Below are 24,215 nucleotides of genomic sequence, written 5' to 3' on the forward strand. Positions count from 1 at the left end.
TCCCTCCCCCACCCCCCCCCCACAGAGCTGCGCCCCCCCCCCACCCCCCCCCCCCCCCCCCCCCCCCCCCCCCCCCCCCCCCCCCCCCCCCCCCCCCCCCCCCTCCAAGGCGATCGGGGTCGATCAGAACAACCCGTGCCACATCTGCTCGACGATCACCGACCACCAGTTCCTCGGGTCGTCCAGGGCCGATGCGTCGATGGCGACGAGCTGCTCCTGGAAGTCGGCGACGGCGCTGCCCGCCATGATCGGGTCGAGCGCGATCATCTCCTCCCGCGTGGTGTGCAGGAGCGCGAGGGAGCGGGCGAAGGCGGACACCGAGGCGTTGACGCGGCGGCCCGCGCCGGTTTCCGGAGTGACGGCCCAGAGCTGACCGACCGGCTCACCGTCCAGACCGGACCCCGTGCACTGGACGGTGATCAGAGCGACCCCGTCGCTGCCGATCCTGACGTGACCCTCCAGGAACGCGAGGGAGTCGGCGCTCGCCTCGGAGCCGACCTCGCGCAGATGCGCGGCGGCATTGCCGAACAGTCCGGCCGGGAGTTCCGCCTCCGGGTTGTCGGCCGTGAAGAAGAACGGGATGTCGGGTAGCCCGGCCCATGTCAGCGTGGCCTTGGCGGTCTCGGGGAGCGGGGTGCCCGCCACGTCGTCGGCGTCGTAGCGACGTAGGTCATCAGCGTCGAAGGCCTCCGCCAGCTGGCGGCCCAGGGCAACGTCGCGGAGCGGCTCGGCCGGCTCGACGTCGGTCGGCACCGGGGCGCGGTGAGGCCGGGGCGGCGGTTGCTGTCCCGCGATCTGGTGCATCATCTCGACGTGCTGGACCAGCCCGGCGATCGCCTCGGCGCGCTCCTCGCCCCGCAGGCCGTACTCCTGCGTGCAGGAGAACCGGGCGTTGGGGTAGTGACGGCCGAGCAGCACGCCCGGGTACCCGCCGGGGAGCAGGCTGGAGCTGAGGTCGGTGTGGATCGCGACCACGTTCTGCGCGGGGACGCCGAGGTCCTGGATGTCCGCCACGGCCTGGTACTCGGAGTGCGGCAGACCGGGGGCGGAGTTCTTGACGAGGCTCGTCTCCTCGCCCGTGCGCGGGTCGACGTAGGTGAGGACCGTGGTGTTGCCGGGGCCGGTGACCGGCGGCTGCGCGGGCGGCGCGACCTCCTGGCCGCCGCCGTGCTTCTCCTGATACATCCGCACGACCTCCTCGACCGGCACGGACGGCCAGGTGCTCAGCTCGCCGGTGCGGCGGTCGACCACACCGCAGGAGTGGCCGATCGTGGCCGGCGGCCGGCGCTTGCCCGTGACCGGGTCGCGCTCGATCGGCGGGGCCGCGGCCCACACCACCCAGCCGAGATCGAACTCCTGGATCCGCACCTCACGGCGCTCCTGTCCCTCGGGGTTGAGCCACCCCTCGGCGGTCGCGAGCGCCTGCTCCTGGCTGATCACGGGAACTCCCTTCGAGTCTTCGGACGGATGGGGCCGGTGCGGCCGGTGCCGGGCGAGCTCCGCGGCCCTCGTCCGAGTGGGCCTGAGTGCAGGCGGTCTGATGCGGGCGCCTTCGAGAGGCTTCGGGGCTTCTCGGCTTCGGGCCTTTGAGCCTAACGGTCCGCGGTGGGTGGGTGTCAGGTGGTCGGGTGGGCATCGGGCCCGGGGGCTTGTGGAGCCTGTGCGGCTTCCGGTGTGGGCTCGGGGGCCTGTGCGGGCTCGGGCTCGGCTGCCCGGGGGGCGGGTACGGCGTGCCGAGCGGTCGTGGCACTGGGCTGCGCCGGGCGGATCTGCAGCGCCTTCACACCGCTTTCCGTGGCAACGAGCAGGATGCCGTCGGGGGACAGGTCGGTTCCCGTGAAGGGCGTGGCGGAGATCAGGGCCGTGACGACCTTCTCGTCGCCCTTCTGCTCGCCGCGACGCCAGACGCGTACATAGTCGGCGCCGCGGCTGAACCCGAGCGGCCCCGTGGCGCGCTCGTCATCCGAGGGGCGCAGGATCTGGGTCGGGTCGGCATCGATGACGGAGCCGGTGGCGAGGTCCTGCACCAGCACGGCGGGGGCCGTGGCATCGTCGGCCTTCAACGGGTATGAACCCGGGGTGCCTTGAGGCACCGTGCTGACGGCGACCGCGAGCGGGGCCGACTCCGCGGGCCCCTGCTTCGCAGGAGCCTCCGCGGCGCTGTCCGGCGCGGCCGCGGACGGGGGCAGTGTACCGACGGTCACGGCGTCGACCCCGGCGACCGGTTTGCTCCACAGGGTGTGCCAGGGAAGCTCGGGTACCGTGCGGCGCAACGCCGCCGCGTACTCCGGCAGTCCGTCTTCGACGAATGCGGTCTCCAGGAGCGCCGCTCGAAGGATCGCGGGTGCCTGGGTGCGGGTGAGCAGCGGGGCCGTACGCAGATACGTGCGCGCCGCTGCGTCCAGCTGCTCCAGGGGTACGGCCTCCACCGCGGCGCGCAACCGCACCGGGTCGGCGTGGGCGAACAGGCCGGGGTCGGTGAGGAGCCGGGGGAGCAAACCGGCCTCCAGGGTGTGTCCCGCGATGTGATCGCGGACGTAGACCCCTGCCTTCGCCCAGTCCTGGTGGGGTACGGCCTCCAGCAGCTCCATGGCGATACGCGCCTGAGCGCCCGGAACATCCGGAATGCCCGCCCGAACGGCCTCGCCGATGGCCGGGTGCGGCAATCCCAGGAGCGTCCGCTCGTCCTCGGGGATGCCTTCGCCGGCCCGCTCGATGGGGCGGATGAAGGGGGCGACGAGCAGCATGCCCCGCCCCATGTCCTCGCTCATGTCCCGCTCGGCGACGGCCGAGGCGAGCGGGGTCAGCAGATGTACGGGCAGGCCGTCGTCCTCGGCAAGGGCAAGGGGCGCGAGGATCTGCCGCAGGGTACGGGGATGGGTGTCAAGTCGCTGGGCGTGCAGATCGAGCACTTCGCCGACGCTGCCGGGCAGTTGGCTCGCGTCCTCCGGGTCGAACCCCTCCGGGTGCATCAGGATCGACCGCACGGCGAGATGCACGGTCAGCCGGCTGCCCGCGCCGTCTCCGGCGTGCCGGGCGATCTCCTCGGCGAGCGCGCGTCGAGCGTCCGGCTCGGTCGTGAAGGGCAGGTCCGGGGCGCCGAATTGGGGATTGAGCAGCGCCTCGGCCTGCAGCACAAGCCCTTCGGGGTCGGCCCACTCGGGTGCGTCGAGGTCGATGATCCGGGCCACGCCGGGCGGCAGGCCCTCGGCGAGCTCGGCGGCGAACTCCCGGGGCACGTCGGCGAGAAGGCGTACGGACTCGACGGCGGCGAGGGGCTTCAGCACGTCCCGCACCACCCGCGCGGGCTCACCCGTCCCCCGCACCGGACCGGCCCGGTCCACATCCGGCACCACGATCGTCACCGGCCGCCCGGACAACGGGAGTTGACCGAGTGCGGGGAAGATGTCGGCGGTGCGGGTCGCGGACAACCCGTAGTGATCGGCGAGCAGCCACAGGGTCTGCGCTGCCGTCAGCCCGGCGACGCTCGGCACCGCGGGGGCGGGCAAGTCCGGAGGCACGGTCGCCGGATCAAACGCGTCCAGCTCTAGCCCTTTGCGATACTCCGGGTCGCAGAGCATCAGGAACCCCGTGAGCAGCCGCGAACACCCGGTGCCCGGACTTCCGGTCAGGATGACGACCCGAGGCGCGCCCGGCCGCTCCGTCCGCCACGCGGTGAGCGCGCGCAGCGCGGCATTGCGCCCCCCGATATAGGGGTGGGGCTCATGGGCCTTGGCCTCTTCTGGGGCCTGGGTCGGGCTGGTCATTGTCTCCCCGTTGTCCTGTCCGTCCGGCACCGTCACGTCGTGTTGGCCGTACGCCGTTCATCCTAGGAGCGTCGCACGGGGTGAACCGCACCCCGACCGCCGCTTGTTACCCAGGTGTGGCGTGCGCCGGCCACCCACGTGTCGCGCGGCGCCGGCGACACGGCTCGCTGACGATTCCGGCGGGGCGGACTCGTACACCGAAGTGGCGCCAACGTGCCGTTCGACAGGCGCGGTTGGAACGTGCGCGGCCGACCTCACGGGGTGCCCGCGATCACCCCGTCAAGCTTTCCTACCCGCATCATGCCGCACCCCACTGACAACGCGCCTGACCTGCCCTGATTCACGTCAAGGACGTTCATGCGCGGCCCCGCAGCGGTTCCGCCAGTCGTGCCAGCAGTCCCGCGACCAGGGAAGTCTGGGCGGGCACCGAGTCGGGGTAGATGAACTCGCCCCGGGCGTGGGCGTGGTCACCGACCGCGCCCATGCCGCACAGCACGGGCCGGCCAAGGGCGGCGACGAAGTTGGCGTCGCTGGCGCCACCGACGGCGGCGTCGGGCACGTCGCCGCGGCCCTGCTCGCGGGTGACCTCGCGGGCGAGGGCGAGGAGGCGGGCGGAGGAGGCGGTCAGGGTCATCGGCGGCCGGTTCCAGGCGTGGTCGATCTCGATGCGGACGCGGCGGTCGCTGACCCTGATGGCGTCCAGCGCCTCGTCGACCCGGAGCCGTTCGGCCTCGCTGCTGACTCGGATATCGATACTGGCGGTGGCCTGCCCGGCGACGACGTTGGTGCCGGAGCCGCCCTCGATGAGGCCGGTATTGATCGTGGTGCCCTTGCCGGGCGCGGCGACGGCCGCGGCGGCGACCACGAACTCGCACAGCGCGGTGATCGCGCTCGCCCCGTCCTGAGGTGCGAGCCCGGCGTGTGCCTCGACGCCGGTGGCCGTTACCCGGAAGATCCCACAGCCCTTGCGGGCGGTCTTGACCGCACCATGGGCGGTCGGCTCCAGCACCAGCGTGGCGTCGGCCTGCTGCGCGACCTCCTCGATCACCGGCCGCGAGGACAGCGAGCCGATCTCCTCGTCGCCGTTGAAGACAAAGGTGACGGTGGGCACCGGTACTCCGCTCGCCCTGGCCAGCTTCAGCGCCCAGATGCCTTGCACCAGGCCGGTCTTCATGTCGAAGATGCCCGGCCCGCTGAGCTTCTCCCGGCCGTCGTCGGACCCCTCCGGCTGCTCCCATCCGGCGAGGGTGCCGGTCGGCCATACGGTGTCGTAGTGGCCGACCAACGCGACGTGCCCGGCGCCGGTGCCGGTGTAGGTCAGAGTGAGGGTGTCGCCGCACTCGCCGCCGGGGTGCCGCTGTGCGTGGTCGGGGCGGCCGAGTCGGTGGACGGCGAGCGCGTGCAGGAGGTCCAGGCCCGCCGCGAGGCCGGGCAGGTCGTAGCTGCTGGTCTCGTGACGGACAAGAGTCAGGATGTCGGTGACGATCTCCGGCGAGACGTCCTGGGCGCGGGCGGTGAGCTCGCCAGCGGGAAGCGCGGTCATGGTCTGCTTTCTCGTACGGGGCCGGGGGCGGTGTTCCGCAGCGGGCGGGGTCAGCTGACACCGAAGGGGAGGCCCAGCAGGTACCAGGCCACGAAGAACGCGATCCAGACGACCCAGACGACGGCGGCGATCGGGATCGTGAGGGAGGCCAGGGTGCCGATCCCGGCGGACTTGCGGTATTGCTGGATGAATCCCAGGGCCATCACGAAGTACGGGCTCATCGGGGTGACGCAGTTGGTGACCGAGTCGGCGACGCGGTAGACGGCCTGGGTGGTCTCGGCCTCGATGCCGATGAGCATCAGCATGGGCACGAGCACCGGGGCGGCCAGCGCCCAGAGCGCGGAGCCGCTGGTGATGACGAGGTTCATGAACGTGATCAGCACGGCGAGGGCGACCAGCACGGTCCAGCCGTGCAGGTGCAGGTCACGCAGCGTCTCCGCGCCCTTGACGGCAAGGATGTTGCCGATGTTCGTCCACTTGAAGTAGGCGAGGAACTGGGAGATCGCGAAGAACAGGACGAGGATCGGCGCCATCGACCGGGTGCCGTCGGCCATCGCGGCGACGATGTCGCGGGCGGCGCGGAAGGCGCCGGTCATCCGCCCGTAGACGGTGCCGAGCACGGCGAAGAACACGCCCAGGACGAGCGCCATCCCGCCGACCAGCGGGGAGTCGACGAGGCCGCCGTCCTCGCCGCGCAGTGGTGAGGACGAGGGGACCAGGGCCACCACCAGGAACGCTATGAGGCCGAGGGCGACCAGCCCGGTCATGCGCAGTGCGCGGCGCTGCTGCCCGGTGACCTCGATCGACTCCAGTTCATCGGCGTCCGGCGCGGCGACCGGCTCGTCGGGCTCCAGGTCCCGGCGGCGGGCGAGGACCTTGTCGACGACGAGGGTGATCACCAGGGCCACCAGGACCGACGAGCCGACCCCGAAGAAGTAGTTGGCCAGCGGGGTGACGACGTAGTCCGCGTCGATGGTGTGGGCGGCGGCGGTGGAGATCGAGGACAGCAGTACGTCGGTGGTGGTGAGCGACGGGGAGGCGTCGTAGCCGGCGGAGACCGATACGTAGGCGACGATGCAGCCGAGCACCGGGCTGCGGCCCGCCGCACGGAAGATCAGTGCGCCGAGCGGCATGAGGGTGACGTAGGCGGCGTCGCCGGCGACATGGCTGACCATGGCCGTCATCGACAGGGCGAAGGTGAGGTACTTGCCCGGCACCCGCGCGACCATGCGGCGCAGCAGGGTGGAGAACAGTCCGCTCCTCTCCGCGACGGCGATGCCGAACATCACGGTGAGGATGGTGGCCAGCGGCGGGAAGGCCGCGAAGTTGTCGACGGCTCCCTCGACGGCCATGGTGAGGCCGTCCTTGCTGAGCAGGTTCTGCACCTTGATGATCTCGTGCGTGCCGGGGTGCACGGCGCTGACGCCGACCGTCGCCAGTACGGCGCTGAGGACGGCGACGACCCCGGCGAGGATCCAGAACAGCCAGAAGGGGTCGGGGAGTTTGTTGCCTATCTTCTCGATCGCCGCGAAGCATCGGAACGCGGTGCGCAGGATTCTCGACTGTGGCTCGGTGGCGGGAGGCTGAGCAGAGGTGGCACTCATCGGAACCTCTTCGTGCATGCGAGGGATGTTCCTGCGAACAGTGGCATCCAAGTGAGAGATTCTCTAGCCTTTGGAGGTAACGGTAGGATTAACCGGCAGCTTAAAGTGGGGGACCATGACCCGCCCTCTCCTCGACGAGCTCGACCGGCGCCTCATCGGCGCGCTGCACGTGGCCCCCCGGGCCGCCTGGGACGACATCGGCGGGATCCTGGCCGCCGACGCCAGCACGCTCAAGCGCCGTTACGACCGGCTGCACCAGGCCCGGATGGTCCGTGCGATCGGGCATGCCTACTGGGGCATGCACTCCACGGCGATGCCGGTGCACGTTTTCCTGGACATCACCGGCGAAACCCCGCTCACCGTCCTCCACCGGCTCAGCGATCTGCCCCACCTCCAGCTCCTGGCACAGATCTCCGGCGACGACCCCCTCTACGCCGTCATCCACGCCCCGTCCGAGGCCGCTACCAGCGAGGCGATCGACCGGCTGTACTCCGTCCCCGGCGTGCGCCGCGTCAACGCCCTGCCGGCCCTCAGTACCCTGCGCCGGGGTATGACCTGGGACCCGCAGTTCCTCACCGACGCCGAACGCGCCGACCTGCTGAAGCTCACCGGCGCCCGCCGGGAGGGCGCCGCGACCGCGACACCCCCCGCCAAGCCGCTCACCGAGGCCGAACGCGCCGTCGTCGCCCAGCTGATCCAGGACAGCCGCGCGTCCGCCGCGAGCATCGCCCGAGCGGCCGGCCTGGCCACCTCCACCGCGCACCGCGTCGTCCGCCGGGTCCTCGACGAGGGATGGGTCAAACCGCGCCTGGAGATGGTGTCGGAATGGCTCGGCTTCCAGACTCCCTTCCTGCTCCGCCTGCGAGTGGCTCCGGGCGGAACGCCCGACGTCATGCGCCGCATCGACCAGCTTCCGCAGACCCGGCTCGCCGCCCACGTCGCCAGCGACATGTCCGTCCTCGTCATGGGCCTGGTCACCGACCGCGCCGCGCTGGCGCTCTTCATCGACCACGAGCTGGCCAAGATCCCCGGCATCCTCGCCGTCAGCGTCAACATCATGCTCGCCGAACCGCGCCGCTACTGGCTGGACCGGGACCTGACCTCCGGTCTCGGCGCATTCCACGCGCCGACGCTGCTCTAAGAGAGGAGCCCCGGTGCTCGCGGAGCCGGTGCGGCTCCACGAGCCGCCCCACCGCTGCCGGGCGGAGAGGTTCAGGGTATGTCGTGCACCTGGATGGCGGCGGCCGGGCAGACGGCGGCCGCTTCATGGGTGAGGGCCTGCTGGCCGTGCGGGGGCTCCGGCTCCAGGACGACGACGATTCCGTCCTCATCGCGTTGGTCGAAGACCTCGGGGGCGATCAGGACGCACTGTCCGGCGCCGCAGCACTTCTCCTCGTCGACGGTGATCTTCATGTGGGGGTCTCCTTCTGTCGGGGGTCGTATGTGTGCTGTCGTGCCGTCACCAGCGGACGGGGACCTCGCTGAGGCCGCCGACCAGCAGTCCTTCCAGGCGTTCGAGGTCGGTGGCGGGGATGTCCAGTTCGAGGGAGGGGAGCCTGCGCAGCAGAACTTCGAGGCTGACCTGGAGTTCGGTGCGGGCCAGGGCCTGGCCGAGGCAGGAGTGGGGTCCCGCGCCGAAGGCCAGGTGAGGGTTAGGAGTGCGGGTCAGGTCCATCTCGGCGGCGTTCTCGAAGGCGGTCTCGTCGCGGTTCGCCGCGCCCAGGGCGCACACCACCGTGGTGCCGTTGGGGAGGACCTCGCCCCCGATCCCGACGTCCTCGGTGAGGAAACGCCGCAGGCCGAACCCACCGTTGGCGTCGAAGCGCAACGCCTCCTCGACGGCGCTGCGTACCAACGAGGGGTTCTCCAGCAGCCGTTCCCACCGGCTGCGGTCGGCCAGCAGCATGGCGACCATCTTGCCGATCATGTTGGCCGTCGTCTCGTGCCCGGCCACCAGCAGACCTATGCCGGTGCCCAGCAGCTCGGCGTCCGTCAGCGCCGCACCTTCGACGCTGCTCTCCTCGATCAGGGTGCTGAGCAGGTCGTCGGTGGGCTCGGCGCGTTTGGCGGCGATGTGGCCGGACATGTAGGCCACGAGTTCGCCGACCGCCGTCTGCCGTTCCTGTGCGGAGTACCGGGTGAGGTTGAGGAAGTTGTCGGACCAGTAGGAGAAGCGGTCCCGGTCCTCGGCAGGCACGCCGAGCATGCCGCAGATCACGTAGACCGGCAGCGGGAAGGCGAACTGCGCCTTGAGATCGCCGGAGCTGCCGCGCCCGGTCATCTCGTCGAGTAGCTGGTCCGCGATCGCGGCCATCTGGGGCCGCAGGGCGGCCATGCGCTTGGCGGTGAACCACCTGCCCACAAGCCGGCGCCACCGCTGGTGGTCCTCGCCGTGCCTCGGCACGGAGAAGAGCGACTCCGAGGTGTCCGCTGCGGCCGATGTCGTGGCTGCCTCCTGCGCATTCCCGGTTCCGCCGACGAGATCCTGCCGGGTGAAGCGGGGGTCCGCCAGCATCTCCCGGACGTCGTCGTAGCGGGTCAGTAGCTTGGCCTGGCTGCCGTCGGGCATGGTGATGGTGGCCACCGGGCACGTGCCGCGCAGCTCAGCCCACTCGGCGGCAGGCTCCAGCGCGGTCTCGTAGGCGAGCGGGTACTGCAGTGTCTGCTCGTTCGGGCTCATGTGCTTCTCCTTCACGGGAATGGGCGGGGGAGGGGTGTGGGAGCCGCCTACGGGCGGTGACCTTGCACCCGCTTCCCACGCCTGTCTGTGCGTCTGCGGAGGGCTGCCGGGCCTGGTGCGGCGGGTCATGGTGCGGGGCGGACCGTGGTTGCCGGCTGTCCGTTCCGCGGAGCGCCGAGGTGCTTTTGGCGCAGCAGCCGGGCCTGTTTGGGCATGTTCCAGCCCAGGACGCCGGTCACCTCGCCGTTCTCCCGGTACACCGCGACGAAGCGCCCCCGGGCCGGGTCGCCTTCGGCGATGTGGGTCTCGGCGGCCGGGGTGGGCAGACCGTGGACCTGGAGCTTGGCGTCGTACTGATCGGTCCAGAAGTAGGGCGTCGGAGTGTAGGGGCGTTCGGCGCCGAGGAGGTTCGCCGCGACGGCCTGGGCCTGCTCGGTCGCGTTGGTGCGATTCTCCAGGCGCAGCCGTCTGTCCAGCCCTTCGTGGTGCCAGGACGCCGCGTCTCCGACGGCGTAGACACCGGGCGCGGCACGGCAGTAGGCATCGCACTCCACGCCGTCGCCGAGCGCCAGCCCGCTGCCTTCCAGCCACTCGGTGGCCGGCCGCGCCCCGATCGCCACGACGACCGTGTCGGCGCGCAGCACCTCTCCCGAGGCCAGACGGACCCCGCACACCCTGCCCCCGCTGCCGGCCAGGGCCTCGACAGCGACCCCGAGGCGCAGATCCGCCCCCCGCTCGGTGTGGAGACGCGTGAGGAAGTCCCCCACCCTGCCGCCGACCTGACTGCCCAGCAGGACGGACCCGAAGCCCGCGAGCGTGACCTCCACGCCCATGCCACGGGCCGAGGCGGCGATCTCCGCACCCAGCACACCCTCGCCCACCACCACCAGGCGGCGACCGGCCGCCAGGTCACGGCGCAGCGCCAGCGCGTCGTCGAGGGTGCGCATCACATGCACTCCCGCGAGCTCTTCCTGATCCGGCAATGTTCGGGGGCGCAGCCCGGTGGCAATGACCAGCGCATCGCCACGCACCACGCGCCCCGTGACCGTGGTCACCGCACGCTTTTCCGCGTCGCACATGACGGCCGGCTCGGCGCGGATGAACTCCGCCTCCAGCGAGGCGAGTTGCTCCTGCGAGCGCAACTGAGTCCGCGACGGCTCCCTGGCGCCGGTCAGCACCTGCTTCGACAACGGCGGGCGGTCATAGGGGAGATGACGTTCGGCGTCCAGGAGGGTCAGCCGTCCCTCGTAGCCCTGACGGCGCAGCGCCTCCGCTGTCGCCAGGCCGGCCGACGAGCCACCGACGATCACCACCTTGCCGGGGCGGGTCACCACGCCGCGCCCGCCGGGTCCACGGAGCCCCGAGGGGAAGCCGCTCCGGGAAACGGGCCTCGGTCAGTTCGGTTCCACATGTGAACGACTGCTCTCCTCACTTCATTCGACAGGGAGCTGCGCGCCACGGCCGACGCGCGACGGGACGGGGTCTCACGGGCCGGGGCGGAAGCCCGGTGCCGCAACCTCGATTCATTCCCGACACCTGTAGGTTAACCGACAGCTGTCGTATTGCAAGTGGTCGTGGCCCTTCGGGCTGTGTCAGCGGGGCGGATGCGCGTGCGGATGCGCGCGCGGATGCGCCGGGTCCGGCGGCTCGGGGCCTGGAGCTCGCGGCGGCAGGGGAGAGGGTGCTTGGGGGCGCAGTGAATGTGTGCGCCCCCAAGCACCCTCTGCGCAGGCCGATGGGCGAAAGCGCACATCAAAAGCGCACATCGGAGGAAGGGTCCGCGTGCCGGCGGGGCGGGCGCGGAGCCGGGGGGTGCCGCTGCGGGAGGGGCGGAGAGTTGATCGCGGTGCGCGAGGCGGTGGTTACGGCATGAGCGCACGCACACCGTTCGCGTGCAACGAGGGGTGCGAGCGGGGGTCGCGTAAGGCGGGTCAGGGAGGGGCGGCGCCAGGTAGGGGCGGTCTCATCGCCTCACGGGTGCGGCCCGCTCCGGCGCCGGGTTCCGGATTCTCGGCCGGCGGCCCTGTGGGCGGCGTCGCTCAGGCCGGCCGGGCGAGTGACGCGGCGACCAACTGCGGCCAGATCGCGGTGGCGAAGCGTTCCGGCGTCCCGGGGCAGTCGCGGTGGAGCCAGTCCGCGATGGCGCCGAGAAGCGCTCCGGAGACAAAGGCGGCCGCGGAGTCTTCCGTACCGCCCTCGGGGTCGGCGAGCCGGGCGGAAAGTCTCGGCCGGATGGATTCCGTCATGCGCTGCAGGAGGTGGTTGATCACCCGGGCGCTGCCATCGGCACCGAGAAGAGCCTCATAGAGCGCGCGATGTTCGGCGACATGGGCGAACACCGCTGTGAGGGAGGGGGACACGCCCTCCTCCGGGGAATCCCCGCTCATCGAGAGTGCCGAGGTGGCGGAGAGCAGCTGGTCGAACATCTCCGTGCATGCCGAGGCGGCCAGGTCATGTACGTCGGTGTAGTGCTCGTAGAAAGTCGAGCGGTGCACGTCAGCGCGGCCGGTCACGTCGGAGACCGAGATCTGGCTGAGGTCGCGGTCGCCGATCAATTCCAGCAGTGCGCCCTCCATCGCGGTACGGGAGCGGCGGGCGCGGCGGTCGCTTTGCTGAACGGGCACGGAGTCATTGTAGTGTCACCCACACCTGTGGGATACCCGACAAGTGTCGGATTCATGCGAGACTTCGCCGGAACGGCCTCTTCGACGGTTCACGAAACCCGGCCCGTAGCCCCGCACGCCCCAAACACCCGGCAGTTCTGCCGGCCATCGAGAAGGTGGAAGACATGAGCCAGTCAGTAGTCGTCGTCATCGGTGTCGGCGGGATGGGAGAGTCCATCGCCCGCCGTCTGGGCTCCGGAGCCCGGCTCCTGATCGCGGACTTCAACGCCGAGGCCCTGGAAGCCGTCCGTGCGCAGCTGGAGAAGGACGGGTACGCCGTAACGGCTGCCCCGGTGGACGTCTCGTCCCGGGAATCCGTCTGCGCGCTGGCTCGCCGGGCCGCCGACCTCGGTCCGGTGCGGACCGTGGTCCACACGGCCGGACTCTCGCCCGCGCAAGCGTCCGTCGCCGCCATACTCGCCGTCGACCTGTTGGGCGTCGCACTCGTGCTGGAGGAATTCGGCCAGGTCGTCGCCCCAGGCGGTTCCGGCGTGGTCATCGCCAGCATGGCCGGCCACCGCAACTCCGGGCTGTCCGCCGAAGAAGCCGTGCAACTGGCCACGACACCGGCCGACGAACTGCTCTCCCTCCCGGTCGCGGCCAAGGAGCGATTCTCCGGCCCAGGGGCGGCCTATACCTTCTCCAAGAAAGCCAACCTGTTGCGCGTGAGGGCCGCGAGCTCCACCTGGGGTGCACGGAACGCACGGATCAACTCCGTGAGTCCCGGAGTTATCGCCACCCCCATGGGGCAGACGGAACTCGTCGGCGAACAAGGGGACGTGATGCGCAGGATGATTGCCGCCTCCAACGCCAAGCGAGCCGGAACAGCGGCCGACATCACCGACGCCGTCGCCTTCCTCGTCGGCCCGTCAGCAAGCTTCATCTCCGGCACCGATCTCCTCGTGGACGGCGGCGTCACGGCACTCGCCGCCGGCTGACGCCACTGGCTCGGCTGATGCCCCTCACTGGCATCGGTGAGGGTGAGACCCCCAAACGCATGGGGCTGCGTGTTGGTCTGTCCGGGTGATAGTCGCGTCAACACGTGGTGTTTCGTTGGCCATTTCGGGTTAATGGTGGTGACCGTTATCCGGTGGGTTGCCCATCTCTCCGGGGAGAGAGGCAACCCCTGTGGTGCGCGGATGCGTGGTACGCATCGGCAGGTCTCTCTCTGTCCCGGTGTGCAAGCGGTGGTCCGGCGCGTATACGGGCGCCGTGCGACGCGGGCCCCGGATGGGAGTTCTCGGGCGGCCCTCTCAGCTGAGAGAGGTTTGTCATGGAACCGACTACGGGTTGGTTGGGAGCTCCGGCGGTAGCCGGCGGGCTTCGGCCGGTTGTACCGGCCGGTGTATCCGAGGTGGCCGCTGTACGGGGGCTTGCGGCCGTGCCGTTCAGTGCGGCCTTCTCCACGGTGACGATCCCGGCGGGCACGACCCCGCTGGGGGTGGCGGTGGCGCCGAACGGCAACGTCTATGTCGGCAACGCCAATTCGGCCAACGTGACGGTGATCAGCAGCACCACGAACACCGTCCTGGCCACCGTCCCCGCCGGATCGAACCCGGCCATGCTTGCGGTGGCGGCGAACGGCAACGTCTACGTCACCAACCAGAGCTCGAACAACGTGACGGTGATCAGCAGTGCCACGAATACGGTCCTGGCCACCGTCCCCACCGGCGGGGGCCCGTTCGCGCTGGCGGTGGCGCCGAACGGCAACGTCTACGTCGCCAACAGCACCTCCAACAACGTGACGGTGATCAGCAGTGCCACGAACACGGTCCTGGCCACCGTCCCCGTCGGCGCGGTCCCGGACGCGGTGGCGGTGGCGCAGAACGGCAACGTCTACGTCGCCAACCGGAACGCGAACACCGTGACGGTGATCAGCAGCGCCACCAACACCGTCCTGACCACCCTCCCCACCGGTGGTTTCCCGGGCTATGCGGCGGTGGCGCAGAACGGCAACGTCTACATCGCCAACCAGACCTCGAACAACGTGACCGTGATCGACAGCGCCACGAACACGGTCGTGGCCACCGTCCCCGCCGGCTCGGTCCCGGGGGTGATCGCGGTGGCGCAGAACGGCAGCGTCTACGTCACCAACACCGTTTCGAACAATGTGACGGTGATCGACAGCGCCACGAACACGGTCCTGGCCACCGTCCCCACCGGCGGGGGCCCGTTCGGGGTGGCGGTGGCGCCGACCGGCAACGTCTACGTCGGCAACAGCAATTCCAACAACGTGACGGTGATCAGCAGCGCCACGAATACGGTCCTGGCAACCGTCCCCGTCGGTGCGTTCCCGTTCTCGGTGGCGGCGGCGCAGAACAGCAATGTCTACGTCACCAACGCCAATTCGGCCAACGTGACGGTGATTTCGCCGTTGACGGTGACGACCTCGCCGGCGTCGCCGGTGTGCGGGCAACCGGTGACGTTCAACATTTCCGGGGGGACTCCGAACGGGACCGCGGTGGTGAACTTCGGGGACGCCAGCCCCACGGTCACCGTCCCTCTGGACGCCACCGGGAGCGGGCAGACCACCCACACCTACACCGCCGGTATGTTCACCGCGACCGTGAACGGCAACCCCACCCCTGTCACCGTGAGCACCAACCCGGCAACGACGACGCTGTCGGTGACGCCGAACCCCTCCAACTGCGGGCAGAGCGTGACCGTGTGCGCCACCATCACCCCGGCACCAGGCACCACCTCGGTGCCGACCGGCACGGTCACCTTCACCCTCCCCAACAGCCAGGTCCAGGTGGTCCCCGTCAACGCATCGGGGCAGGCCTGCTTCACCACCACCGCCCTGACCAGCGGCACCCTCACCGCCACCTACAGCGGTGACAGCTGCTTCACCGGCTCCGCCACCAGCACCCCCGTCACCGTGAACTCCAACCCCACCACGCTGACCGCGCAGCCAGGCACGATCCGGCTCCGGCTGACCCCGCTGCCCGAGTTCTACATCCCCACCCTCAGCGCCACCCTGAAGACCACCTCGGGGATGCCGGTGGCCGGTCAGCCGGTGACCTTCACCGCCACCACGCTCTTCGGCCCGGTCAACCTCGGCACCGCCGTCACCGACGCCACCGGCACGGCTACCCTCCACAACGCCGTCGTCCCCGTCTTCGCCATCGCCACCCCCTTCTACACCGCCACCTTCGCCGGCAATGCCTGCTACAACGCCGCCACCGCCCACGGCATCCTGCTGTTCATCCCCCTCCCGGGCTGATCTCACCGGCTCCGAAGCCCCACCTCACCTGGTCTGCTGCGACGGGAGGAACACGCCGTCGCTCAACTGGACGCGCTGGCAGACCAGTCGAGGGGTTCGGCGACAACGTATGGATTCCAGAGGCGGGGCTCGGGCCGTGAGGGCGGATCCCCCGGAGCTTGGTATGTGGTGCCGGCGGCGGAGCTTCTCGCGGTACTCCCTGGCGATGGTGCAGCCGCCGTCCGTCCCCACCCGTGTCAGCCCGGCTTCGGCGGCTTCTGCGCGTCGAAGGCGAAGAGTGTGTTCTTGGCCGCGGCCACGATCACCGCACGCCCCGCAAGAGTCACCCGCGGACTTGCGCCCTGCTGGCCCGTCAAACCATCGACCCGCGGATCCGTTGTCCAGAGGGGGTTGCCATCGTCCGGCGACAGCGCGACCACCCGGCCGGTGGCCGAGCTGAAATACAGTGCGCCGGCTCCCGCGACAGGACCCGCCGCGCCCTCCACGCCAGTCTGCCGCGACCACTTCTCCCGGCCGGTCGCCGGGTCGAGTGCTGTGACGAGACCGGTCTGCCCGCTCACGTAGACGGTGCTGTCCGCCATGCCGGGCGTCCCCGCGTAGGTCTTGGCCCAACGGGAGTACGTGACCTTCCGGGAGGCCGGGTCGACCCGCGTCATCCCGTTGTAGCCGGCCGGATCCGTGCCCTCCATGTGTACTCGCAGGAGTACGAGCCTGCCGTTGGCGACGCCCATCGGCACGGCGCGGCCGTTGACCTCGATGGGCCTGCCCAGAGCCCCCGAGGCGCGGTCGACCGGGTACAGGGTGGGGTGGCGCACCGCAAAGGCATTCACTTCCGCATTCGTCGCGCACATCGCGACGAGCTGCGGCCCCACCGGGACCGGAGCGCATTGCGTACCCGCAGGGAATGGCGAGGTCCAGGTGACCTGACCGCTGTGCGCGTCGCGGGCCTCGAAGCGGGAGTTGGCAGCGTCGACCGTCACGACGACGGAGCCGGTCACCATGGCGTCCTGGGTCCGACCCGTGACGGCCGTCGACTGGGCGCCGGACGGCACGGACCACAGCTCCCGTCCGGTGTTCGCGTCGAGGGCCACCACCTCGCTGGGAGGGTCCTGCGGGGCGTTCTGGGCGGCGAAGCGGTAACCGAGCACCGTGTCGTCGGTGGCGCCCACCAGGTGCATGCCGTTGACGGGGACGCCGGGGCTCTTCGCCGTCCACACCCGCGAGCCGTCCCTGGCCCTGACACGGGTCGCGACGACACCGCCGCCCCCGCAGAACAGCGCGTCGTCGTGCGCGAGGCAACGCAGCTCGTCGGGGATGTCCTTGCGACCGCCCGGCACGGTCTCGTGCCACGGCTTGAAGCCGTCCGGAAGTGCGGCACCCCGCACCGCAGGGCTCTTGCCCTTGCCGCCGCCGCTGTTCGCCCCGAAGCCGCCCGCCGTCAGTGCGGCGACTCCTCCACCGATCGCTGCCACCGTGACCGCGACCGCGGCCGCGAACACGGGACGCCAGCGGCGACGCAGTCGGCGGCCGGTGGGGGTGTCGGCGCTCCCCGTATCGGGAGCGGCCGGGGTGATGGTCGGGGCCGCCGGGGCGGCGGTGATGGTCGGGGCCGTCGGCGCCGGGGTGTTGGTCGGGGGCGCCGGCACCGGGGTGGCCGGCGGCGCGAAGTGATGCTCGGTGACCATGTCGCGGGTGCGGCCCGCGCCAACTCCCCTCGCGTCGATCTGGTCGAGGTCGGCCGGCAAATCCCGTAGCAGCACGAGGAGTTCGTCCGCCGAGGGCCGCCCGTTGGGCTCCTTGGCCAGGCACGACTCGACGACCGTGCGCAAGGCCACCGGCACATCCTCCAGCGACGGCTCCCTGTGCACCACCTGATACGCAGCTATGTATGGGCTCTCCGCGTCGAAGGGCCCGTGGCCCGTCGCTGAGTAGGCCAGCAGCGTCCCCAGTGAGAAGACATCGGACGGCGGCCCCACATCGCGCGGCGCCCGTAACTGCTCCGGCGACATGAAGGGCGGCGTACCGATGACCCGCCCGGTAACCGTCAGCGGCTGCTGATCCACGGCGCGCGAAATACCGAAGTCGATGACGCGTGGGCCCTCGGGCGAGAGCACGACGTTCGAGGGCTTCAGGTCACGGTGGACGACCCCCACCCGGTGGATGTCCCGCAGTGCCTCCGCCAGCCCGATGGCGAGCCTTCGCAGCTCCCCTCCGCTCAGCGGGCCCTTCGTCCCGATGCGCCGGGCGAGTGTGTGCCCCTGGATATAGGTCGTCGCCATCCACGGCTGCTCGGCCTCAGGGGCAGCGTCGACCACGGCGGCGGTGAACGCGCCACTCACCTGCCTGGCCGCCGCCACCTCCTGCCGGAAGCGGATACGGAACTCGTCGTCCGCCGCGAACTGCGGGTGGATCAGCTTGATCGCGACACGACGCCCGGAACTCGTACGGGCCAGAAAGACCGTGCCCATGCCACCCGAGCCGAGTCGCGCCTCAAGCGGATATCCGCCGATCTCGGCTGGATCACCTGCGCGCAGCGACACTCTTCCCGACCTCCCGTCCGTCCCTCGTGCACCTCTGCCACCACGGCCTGCGTACCTCTCCTGCACACAAGTTAGCCGCAGGGCGGTACAGCAGAGCAGGGTGGGGGACGCACAGGACCTCAGGGCTGCTGCTCGCGTGCCGGTGCGCCCCTCGTCGCGAACCGCAAACGTCCGGGCAGCCACGGCGGCCGTCCGCCGGCCTTCGACCGCGAGGAAACGGCCTGGCTACCTGCCCTGCCCCTGGCTCCCGGCACGGTTCCACAAGCCCTCACGGAAGGCTCACCCCATGGTTGTTGAGGGCCTCAACGACCGACTGGAAGTACGTGACGCCGCCGAAGTCGCAGTCGCCGGTGCCGCCGGAAGTGAGGCCGATCGCGGTGTTGCCCGAGAAGAGCGGACCGCCGCTGTCACCGGGCTCGGCACAGACATTGGTCTGGATCATCTGATAGACGATGTCGCCGTTGCCGTAGTTGACGGTGTAGTTGAGTCCGGTGACGGTGCCGCTGTGCAGGCCCGTGGTGCTGCCGCTGCGCTCGACGAGCATGCCGACGCCGGCATTGGCCGCACCGGTGATGGTGCGGTAGGTGCCGTTGTACAGATTCACGTTGCTGGGGTGCGACAACAACGCGTTCGTGTAGGCGATGTAGCCGTAGTCGTTGACCGGGAAGCTGGAGTAGGCCGTCGGGCCGATGGGCAGGCCGAGGGCGGTGCGCCAGGTCGGATAGCCCTCGGTGCAGTGCCCGGCGGTCAGGATGTAGTACGCGGTGCCGACGTGCACATTGAAGCCGGCCGAGCAGCGCCAGCCCGCGGAAGCGTAGATCGCCTCTCCGCCGGAGAGCAGTCTGGTGAGCTTGCCCCGCGTGCGCTTGATGCGCAGCGCGCCGGCATTCCGGCCCGCCGCCTTCTTGATCTTGGCGATTCCGGCGCGCGAGACGGTGCTGTCAGCCTGGACGATGACGGACTTGCGCTTCGTGTCGATGGTCCACGCCGTGCCGCCGATGTCCGCGGCGAGGATCGCGTCACTCGCCGCTCTGAGCTCTCTGGCGCTGAAGGGCCGGCCCTGGTCCGCATCGGCGGTTCCGGGGACGGTCAACGCGAACGCGGCGGCCAGACCCGATATGAGGGCCAGTGTCCGAAGCCGTCCAGCCGGGCGGCCGGGGCGGCTCGGCGGGCTGTTCCTCCGGGCGGTGTGCTTGATCCTCACGACGTTCCTCCTGGTGCAGGGTGAGAGGAGGCCCGCGTCGCTGCTGGGTTTCCCGTCGTCACGCGGGCGAAGAGAGCTGAAGCTCTTGTCGGCAACGGTGAGGGGAGCAGTGGCCCGGTACCAGGGCCGTCATGGGGCATTGAAGGGTTGCGCGGAATCCCGCGGACACGGTGATCAGGCCCGCGCCCCACGACGCGCGCTGCGGCGCCCAGATGCGCGCCGGGCACGCCCGCCTTCTTGTCACAGTGCGGAAGCAACCCGCTTCAGGAACGTGTGGTGTCGAGGGGGCGGCGACGGCATAGGGCGCGGGCCTCGGCCGGGCCTCCTGCCCCTCGGAGGGATTCGACACCCACGAGGTGTGCGGGAGGCCCGGCGTTCATACCCCTATCCCGGGAATCACCAAGCCAGGAAAGCAGTTTCGGCCTGCGACCGGACTTCGGGGAGTACGACAACGGCTTGTTGATGGGCGCTCAGGATCAGCGCAGGACCCACAGGGTGTAGATACCGGAGCCGATGTGCACGCACTGCCAGGCCAGCGCGTTGCCACTGTTGACCAGGGTGGTGCCCCAATTGACGCACGAGCTGTAGGGGAAGTTCCCGTACCTCTGCCAGGTCAGGAGCGGCGCGGGCTTTGCGGCGGCGGTGGTCGCAGCCGCGGGCCGGTCGGCGGCGGTGGCGCTCGTCGCGGCCGTCCCTCCCACCAGGAGGACCGCGCCTGTTGCCGCGATGGCGCCCAGCCGCGCCATGCGCTCCATGCGATTTACCACGTCATTCCCCGTTTCTGGTCGTTCGCCGATTCTGTTCGTTCTCCCATGCCCGGCACATGGCGCCGACACGGCGTCGGAGTGCCCTCACCCCTGCTGCGGCTTGGCCGGTTCCCCCGACTGGTACGCCCTTCATGCTGCCCGCGCTCGTTCCGTCGCTCCAGGCGCGGTCCACTGAGCGGAACTGTCAGTAGCGCAGTACGGGCGGCAGTTCGGCCATGCTGGCCGCTGCCCGCGCCAGGCTCGCCGCAATGGCGGCCCCGGCCCTCGCGGCCTGTTCGGCGACCCTCTCGAGTCGGCGGTCCGGCGGCACCATCGCGGTGATGGCCGCCCGCAGCCGCCCGTCGGGTGAGCGCATCGGCAGTGCGGCGCAGCACACTCCGTCCAGTACCTGCTCGCGTTCCAGAACGGCCCCCGGAAGCCGGCCCGTTGTCCTGCGCCGTGGACCGGTGGTGAGCACCTGCCCTGCGGCTGTCTCCAAGCTGAACCCCATCCCATCGCGGACCGGCGCCACGGATTCCACCTCACCGGGCACGGAGGCGACGGTCAGGGCCAGGCCGTCATGCAGGACCGTCACCACAGCGCTGGCCCCGGTGAGGGCCCGCAGTCTGTGCAGTGGCCCGCGGGCGGCCAGCCACAGTCCCGGATGGGGCTGCCATGCCTGGCCGAGCCAGTAGAGCCGGCAGCCGACCCGGTAACGGCCCTCGTGCCGCTCCACAGCACCGACTCTGACCAACTGCTCCAGCAGCCGGTGCGTACTCGCCTTGGGCAGTTTGCAGGCGGCGGCGATCTGGGTGAGCCCTGCTTCGCCGCCTCTTCGTCGTAACTCGTCCAACACCGCGAAAGCCCCCTCCACCACGCCTCGCCCTGAGGACACGGTCGCGGTGCCGTGCTGCATCTGTGTCATGAGTCCCCCCGGACACATGGCCCGGCCGTGTCCCCCTCTGGCACGATCGCGGGCCGCTGGCGAGCAGGATGCCTGACGGCCCATACGCTGGCGACACATTTGGCAGGCCATGGGGGAGGCCCGCGCAAAGCTTGGCCGAAACAGGCACGATCTCGATGGGAAACCGACCGAAGCTCCCTGGGAGTGCTCCTTCTGCCGCTGCCGCTGCCGGGCCAACGGGGCCGGACACCGGCGGGCTTGGGTCAGCGGGAGATGCGTGCCGTGATGAGCTGGTACGGCGTGGTGGCCGGGTCCCCACCCCGGCCCTGATCACGAGCAACGCACCGCATCCGTACCACCGGATCATGGTGAGCTACGACGAGCCGGGGTCCCGCGATCCTCTGCGACATCTCCACAATGAGCCTCTGACCTGCGCGGACCCCTCTCCGGGCGCAGTCGGCGACCACCCCCCCGCGGCTCTTCCTGACCGGGTGTCAGGATCTTGTCAGAGAGTCGGTAGCTTGGCCCGGTGAGTGAGAAGACCCTGCAACACCGGATCGACGGCCCGGACGACGCCCCCGTACTCGTGCTGGGCGCCGCTCTGGGTACCACATGGCACAGGTTGTAGATCGCGTCTCGTGTGGTCCAGGTGGTCCAGTTCAGGGGCGTAGGCGCAGGTCAGGCCCTTGTGGTCCAGGAGCGTCAATGCTGTTGGTGAGACGCGTGTGATACCGCGTGAGAGGTGAGGAACCCGAACCCCGTCGGCTTGCCGGCGGGGGTTCCTGCGTTCGAGGACGGGTCCGGTGGGCCGTCTTTTGGGCCGACACCGGCCAACCTCATTCGGATCCCAGCACCCGGCAAGACAGTCGTCGTCTATGCCGAGCATTCCAGGCGGACGGACCGGACGTCGCGTGGGCAAATCGATCGGCGGGGTGTTTGGCCGGCTACGCGGAGCGGGTGGAGCCGGGCGCTGGCTGACCGCGCCTTGACTCTAGCCTCGGCGGGAGCCCGGGGGCAGGGCATCGTCGGTCAGGCGGCGTGTTCACGGTGTCGGCGTCGGTGGCATGGGGACTGTCGACGCCTTCGCCACCGAGTTGGCGCTGCGGCTTCCCGGCCGCTGGACCTGCGCGCCGTCCCGCTCCATTGCACCTTCTCCGACGCCCCCTGTACGTGTTCCTGTCCGTGGCCGCGGGACCACTCCCGCCACAGCCTCGGCCGGTGTGGTTCGAGGTCACCGCCGAGGGCACGATCCAGCTGTTCACGGGTCCGGACACGCTCAAGGTGCGGCGCCTACGCCGCGACCCCCGCGCCTCCATCGTCGTCGCCGCCCCCGTGGGTGAACGCGAGCGCTGGCTGTCGATCGCCGGCCGCACCACGGTGGAGCCCGACGGAGCACACGACCTGGCCGCCCGCCTGGCCGCTCGCTACTGGAACCCCGACGACCCGGCCCGCGCCGACGACCTCCCCCGGGACCCTGGCCGCAGACTGGGTTCGTCTCGTCATCCACCCGGAGACCGTAAGCCGCTACGTGTACTGACCGCCGCGACAGCCTGTTCGAGTGCGCCGCCGTCCCGGCGGCAGCTACGCGCCGTAGCGTCATCGGTTTTGTGGCGGTGCTCAAGGTGTCGTCGGCCAGCTGGTGAAAGATACTGTCCGGGCCATGGGTGCGCGGAAGTAACAGACTTCGCTGTACCCGCTTGGTGCTATATGGAGTGCCTATGGGCGACACGCAACTCCAGCTATGAGAAGCAATTCCCGCTTCTGAGGCAATCTCGGCACACGAAACTGGCGGGGACGACCGCACTTGGAACCCTGCGGGTGCAGTCGGGCGGTAGGGCGAAATCTCGACCCCCGTTCGTTTCAAGGAGCGGGCGAGTTCACAAACGGGCGCATCGCCGACGTGCCAGTACGTCCGCGGCGCCTCGGTCGCGTCTTCGGGGAACGTTCCAGCGAAAACTTGGGCGCGATGCCCCCAGTCAGCGGCCCGAATCGGTCAGGTTGCTAAGACTGGGCCGATGTTCGCTCGTCCTGTTCCCTGAACTGGCCATGCCGAATGCAGGGATGAGGGGGGCACGCCCGTGTTCTAACTTGAGTACGCGGGCGAGGGGCGAACGGCTGCGGCTGAGGCTTTCGTTCCGTACTTGCGGAGCATGGTTCTGAAAGAACGTTCTGTTATATCTGGTGCGGTTGTTTCATGTTCGTCGATGTCTAAAAGTGACGCCCAGGTCGGCGGTGGACTTGCCAGGTATGGCTGGTCACGTGCAACCTTCGACGGTTGTCGCTGGAAGAATTGCCGTGTCGAGAAAAGATGGAAAAGTGAACTTCCTTGCTCCTGATGGTCGTACCGAAAGGTGCCAGTGCCCCACCGTATCCCTGGCGAGGTCCGGAGCTCACCAACGCGCAATTGCATGGCTAGATCCGGCATGTGTGCGCGGTGACTAATGGCATGTCCGTGCATACTGGCTCTGCGTATTTTCCAAGCGGGAGGTGAAGACGTGAAGGCCTATCATCTGATCTATGATATTCCCAGCAGCAACCCCCAGGCGCTCCGGGTGCTGGTCGCCTATAAGAATGTGTACGGAACTCGCTTTCGAGGTGAAGTGCGTCCTCCGGCGGTCCTGAATAGCGCAGGACAGCTCGTCATCCCCGGGGGGACGGTTACGGCAGGAAGCGTGATCGAGGGCGGGCAGGTTGAGTTCTATGAGGAGACCGGCATCAACCTTCGGGACCCCGCCGTGCGCGAAGGGATGAAGTGCTTCGGAGACGCGTGGGAGTATCCAATTGACGCGGGCAAAAATGCCCATTGTGTCTACCAGCAGGTAGAAGACGCGCAGTTGGTTCAGAATGCGTGTAACGCGAACATCGAACGCCGCCTGCCGCAGGATGAGGAGCTTCATCGTGCAGAGATCTACGACAATGTCGCAGTGATCAGGCTCTTCTCTGTCGTAGAGGACATCACGAAAGGCTGGCGCGGTACACAGTACGCAAAACTCTCTCCTTGGCAGAAGGGGGACGCACGTAAGAAGTCACGGGACCTTAGGGACTGGTATGTGAAGGCGGTTCGAAATCTCGACAAGCGCCCGAATCTGTAATTTGTTATTCCTGTTGGTCGGGGTGTGGCGAGCAGTATGCTGTCATGTGGGCAGAGTGCCGTGTCCTTTGCCTGGTGCCGTCGACGCCAGGCCATCGCTAACGTTGGTACTGCAAGCGCCGCACTGCGGCCGCGAACTCCTGCTGCATGGTGGAATGGCAACTTGCCAAACCCATGAACGAGCCATTGTCGGCAGGAATGGCAAACGGCAACTGAAGTGTTAGTTGCGCAGTTTGCTGATGTCTGGAAG

The 24,215-nt window shown here is 69.6% G+C and carries 17 protein-coding genes and 1 pseudogene; 6 read left to right on the forward strand and 12 right to left on the reverse strand.

Features of this window, described 5'->3' with window-relative positions; all coding sequences use genetic code 11:
* Positions 1 to 123: 123 nt before the first annotated feature.
* The 4 genes from ACZ4XD_RS22030 to ACZ4XD_RS22045 form a co-directional block, all read right to left on the reverse strand.
* Entirely contained in the window at positions 124 to 1,440 is a 1,317-nt protein-coding gene (locus ACZ4XD_RS22030; RefSeq protein WP_468044493.1) for an SUKH-4 family immunity protein, read from the reverse strand.
* A gap of 176 nt (positions 1,441 to 1,616) precedes the next feature.
* Entirely contained in the window at positions 1,617 to 3,767 is a 2,151-nt protein-coding gene (locus tag ACZ4XD_RS22035; RefSeq protein WP_468044495.1) for an ATP-binding protein, read from the reverse strand.
* Between the two features lie 355 nt (positions 3,768 to 4,122).
* A complete protein-coding gene (locus ACZ4XD_RS22040) occupies positions 4,123 to 5,310 on the reverse strand; it encodes a M20 family metallopeptidase (protein ID WP_468044496.1) in 1,188 nt (395 codons plus the stop codon).
* 50 nt (positions 5,311 to 5,360) lie between these two features.
* Complete coding sequence (locus tag ACZ4XD_RS22045) at positions 5,361 to 6,914, reverse strand: AbgT family transporter (protein ID WP_468044497.1); 1,554 nt, start codon at positions 6,912 to 6,914, stop codon at positions 5,361 to 5,363.
* A 115-nt stretch (positions 6,915 to 7,029) separates the two neighbouring features.
* On the opposite strand from ACZ4XD_RS22045, the gene ACZ4XD_RS22050 reads away from it, so the two are divergent.
* On the forward strand, positions 7,030 to 8,055 hold the full coding sequence (locus tag ACZ4XD_RS22050) for an AsnC family transcriptional regulator (RefSeq protein WP_468044499.1): 1,026 nt from the start codon (positions 7,030 to 7,032) through the stop codon (positions 8,053 to 8,055).
* A 71-nt stretch (positions 8,056 to 8,126) separates the two neighbouring features.
* Here the strand turns inward: ACZ4XD_RS22050 and ACZ4XD_RS22055 are convergent, their stop codons facing one another.
* The 4 genes from ACZ4XD_RS22055 to ACZ4XD_RS22070 form a co-directional block, all read right to left on the reverse strand.
* Complete coding sequence (locus tag ACZ4XD_RS22055) at positions 8,127 to 8,327, reverse strand: ferredoxin (protein WP_468044500.1); 201 nt, start codon at positions 8,325 to 8,327, stop codon at positions 8,127 to 8,129.
* Between the two features lie 46 nt (positions 8,328 to 8,373).
* Positions 8,374 to 9,594, reverse strand: a complete 1,221-nt coding sequence (locus ACZ4XD_RS22060) for a cytochrome P450 (RefSeq protein ID WP_468044502.1) — start codon at positions 9,592 to 9,594, stop codon at positions 8,374 to 8,376.
* 125 nt (positions 9,595 to 9,719) lie between these two features.
* Positions 9,720 to 10,925 carry an NAD(P)/FAD-dependent oxidoreductase gene (locus tag ACZ4XD_RS22065; RefSeq protein ID WP_468044631.1) on the reverse strand — a complete coding sequence of 402 codons (1,206 nt, stop codon included), beginning with the start codon at positions 10,923 to 10,925 and terminating at the stop codon, positions 9,720 to 9,722.
* 708 nt (positions 10,926 to 11,633) lie between these two features.
* Positions 11,634 to 12,218: a TetR-like C-terminal domain-containing protein gene (locus tag ACZ4XD_RS22070; RefSeq protein WP_468044504.1), complete on the reverse strand. Its 585-nt coding sequence runs from the start codon at positions 12,216 to 12,218 to the stop codon at positions 11,634 to 11,636.
* Positions 12,219 to 12,382: 164 nt separating this feature from the next.
* Between ACZ4XD_RS22070 and ACZ4XD_RS22075 the strand changes: the two genes are divergently transcribed.
* Positions 12,383 to 13,195, forward strand: coding sequence for an SDR family oxidoreductase (locus ACZ4XD_RS22075; RefSeq protein ID WP_468044506.1), 813 nt, complete (start codon positions 12,383 to 12,385; stop codon positions 13,193 to 13,195).
* Between the two features lie 443 nt (positions 13,196 to 13,638).
* Positions 13,639 to 15,480 carry a virginiamycin B lyase family protein gene (locus ACZ4XD_RS22080; protein WP_468044508.1) on the forward strand — a complete coding sequence of 614 codons (1,842 nt, stop codon included), beginning with the start codon at positions 13,639 to 13,641 and terminating at the stop codon, positions 15,478 to 15,480.
* Between the two features lie 236 nt (positions 15,481 to 15,716).
* On the opposite strand, the gene ACZ4XD_RS22085 is transcribed toward ACZ4XD_RS22080, so the two are convergent.
* The 4 genes from ACZ4XD_RS22085 to ACZ4XD_RS22100 form a co-directional block, all read right to left on the reverse strand.
* Positions 15,717 to 18,020 (reverse strand): protein kinase domain-containing protein, encoded by a 2,304-nt coding sequence (locus tag ACZ4XD_RS22085; RefSeq protein WP_468044510.1) that lies wholly within the window; start codon positions 18,018 to 18,020, stop codon positions 15,717 to 15,719.
* 268 nt (positions 18,021 to 18,288) lie between these two features.
* Positions 18,289 to 19,224 carry a S1 family peptidase gene (locus tag ACZ4XD_RS22090; RefSeq protein WP_468044512.1) on the reverse strand — a complete coding sequence of 312 codons (936 nt, stop codon included), beginning with the start codon at positions 19,222 to 19,224 and terminating at the stop codon, positions 18,289 to 18,291.
* A gap of 476 nt (positions 19,225 to 19,700) precedes the next feature.
* Positions 19,701 to 19,979, reverse strand: a complete 279-nt coding sequence (locus ACZ4XD_RS22095; protein WP_468044514.1) for a hypothetical protein — start codon at positions 19,977 to 19,979, stop codon at positions 19,701 to 19,703.
* Positions 19,980 to 20,175: 196 nt separating this feature from the next.
* Entirely contained in the window at positions 20,176 to 20,895 is a 720-nt protein-coding gene (locus ACZ4XD_RS22100) for a helix-turn-helix domain-containing protein (RefSeq protein WP_468044516.1), read from the reverse strand.
* 508 nt (positions 20,896 to 21,403) lie between these two features.
* Between ACZ4XD_RS22100 and ACZ4XD_RS22105 the strand changes: the two are divergent.
* The 3 genes and pseudogenes from ACZ4XD_RS22105 to ACZ4XD_RS22115 all read left to right on the forward strand — a co-directional run.
* Positions 21,404 to 21,493 (forward strand): annotated as a pseudogene (locus ACZ4XD_RS22105) (3-oxoadipate enol-lactone hydrolase); the annotation flags it as partial.
* Between the two features lie 599 nt (positions 21,494 to 22,092).
* Positions 22,093 to 23,034 carry a pyridoxamine 5'-phosphate oxidase family protein gene (locus tag ACZ4XD_RS22110; protein ID WP_468044518.1) on the forward strand — a complete coding sequence of 314 codons (942 nt, stop codon included), beginning with the start codon at positions 22,093 to 22,095 and terminating at the stop codon, positions 23,032 to 23,034.
* A gap of 335 nt (positions 23,035 to 23,369) precedes the next feature.
* Entirely contained in the window at positions 23,370 to 23,966 is a 597-nt protein-coding gene (locus ACZ4XD_RS22115; RefSeq protein WP_468044520.1) for an NUDIX hydrolase, read from the forward strand.
* Positions 23,967 to 24,215 lie beyond the last annotated feature (249 nt).

The organism is Streptomyces sp. NPDC029466 (assembly GCF_055574515.1).

What these genes read in the sequence shown, in the direction of transcription:
- ACZ4XD_RS22060 (WP_468044502.1), bottom strand. Translation starts at nt 9,594, where the DNA reads ATGAGCCCGAACGAGCAGACACTGCAGTACCCGCTCGCCTACGAGACC.
- ACZ4XD_RS22035 (WP_468044495.1), bottom strand. Translation starts at nt 3,767, where the DNA reads ATGACCAGCCCGACCCAGGCCCCAGAAGAGGCCAAGGCCCATGAGCCC.
- ACZ4XD_RS22050 (WP_468044499.1), top strand. Translation starts at nt 7,030, where the DNA reads ATGACCCGCCCTCTCCTCGACGAGCTCGACCGGCGCCTCATCGGCGCG.
- ACZ4XD_RS22045 (WP_468044497.1), bottom strand. Translation starts at nt 6,914, where the DNA reads ATGAGTGCCACCTCTGCTCAGCCTCCCGCCACCGAGCCACAGTCGAGA.
- ACZ4XD_RS22040 (WP_468044496.1), bottom strand. Translation starts at nt 5,310, where the DNA reads ATGACCGCGCTTCCCGCTGGCGAGCTCACCGCCCGCGCCCAGGACGTC.
- ACZ4XD_RS22075 (WP_468044506.1), top strand. Translation starts at nt 12,383, where the DNA reads ATGAGCCAGTCAGTAGTCGTCGTCATCGGTGTCGGCGGGATGGGAGAG.
- ACZ4XD_RS22100 (WP_468044516.1), bottom strand. Translation starts at nt 20,895, where the DNA reads ATGACACAGATGCAGCACGGCACCGCGACCGTGTCCTCAGGGCGAGGC.
- ACZ4XD_RS22055 (WP_468044500.1), bottom strand. Translation starts at nt 8,327, where the DNA reads ATGAAGATCACCGTCGACGAGGAGAAGTGCTGCGGCGCCGGACAGTGC.
- ACZ4XD_RS22095 (WP_468044514.1), bottom strand. Translation starts at nt 19,979, where the DNA reads ATGGAGCGCATGGCGCGGCTGGGCGCCATCGCGGCAACAGGCGCGGTC.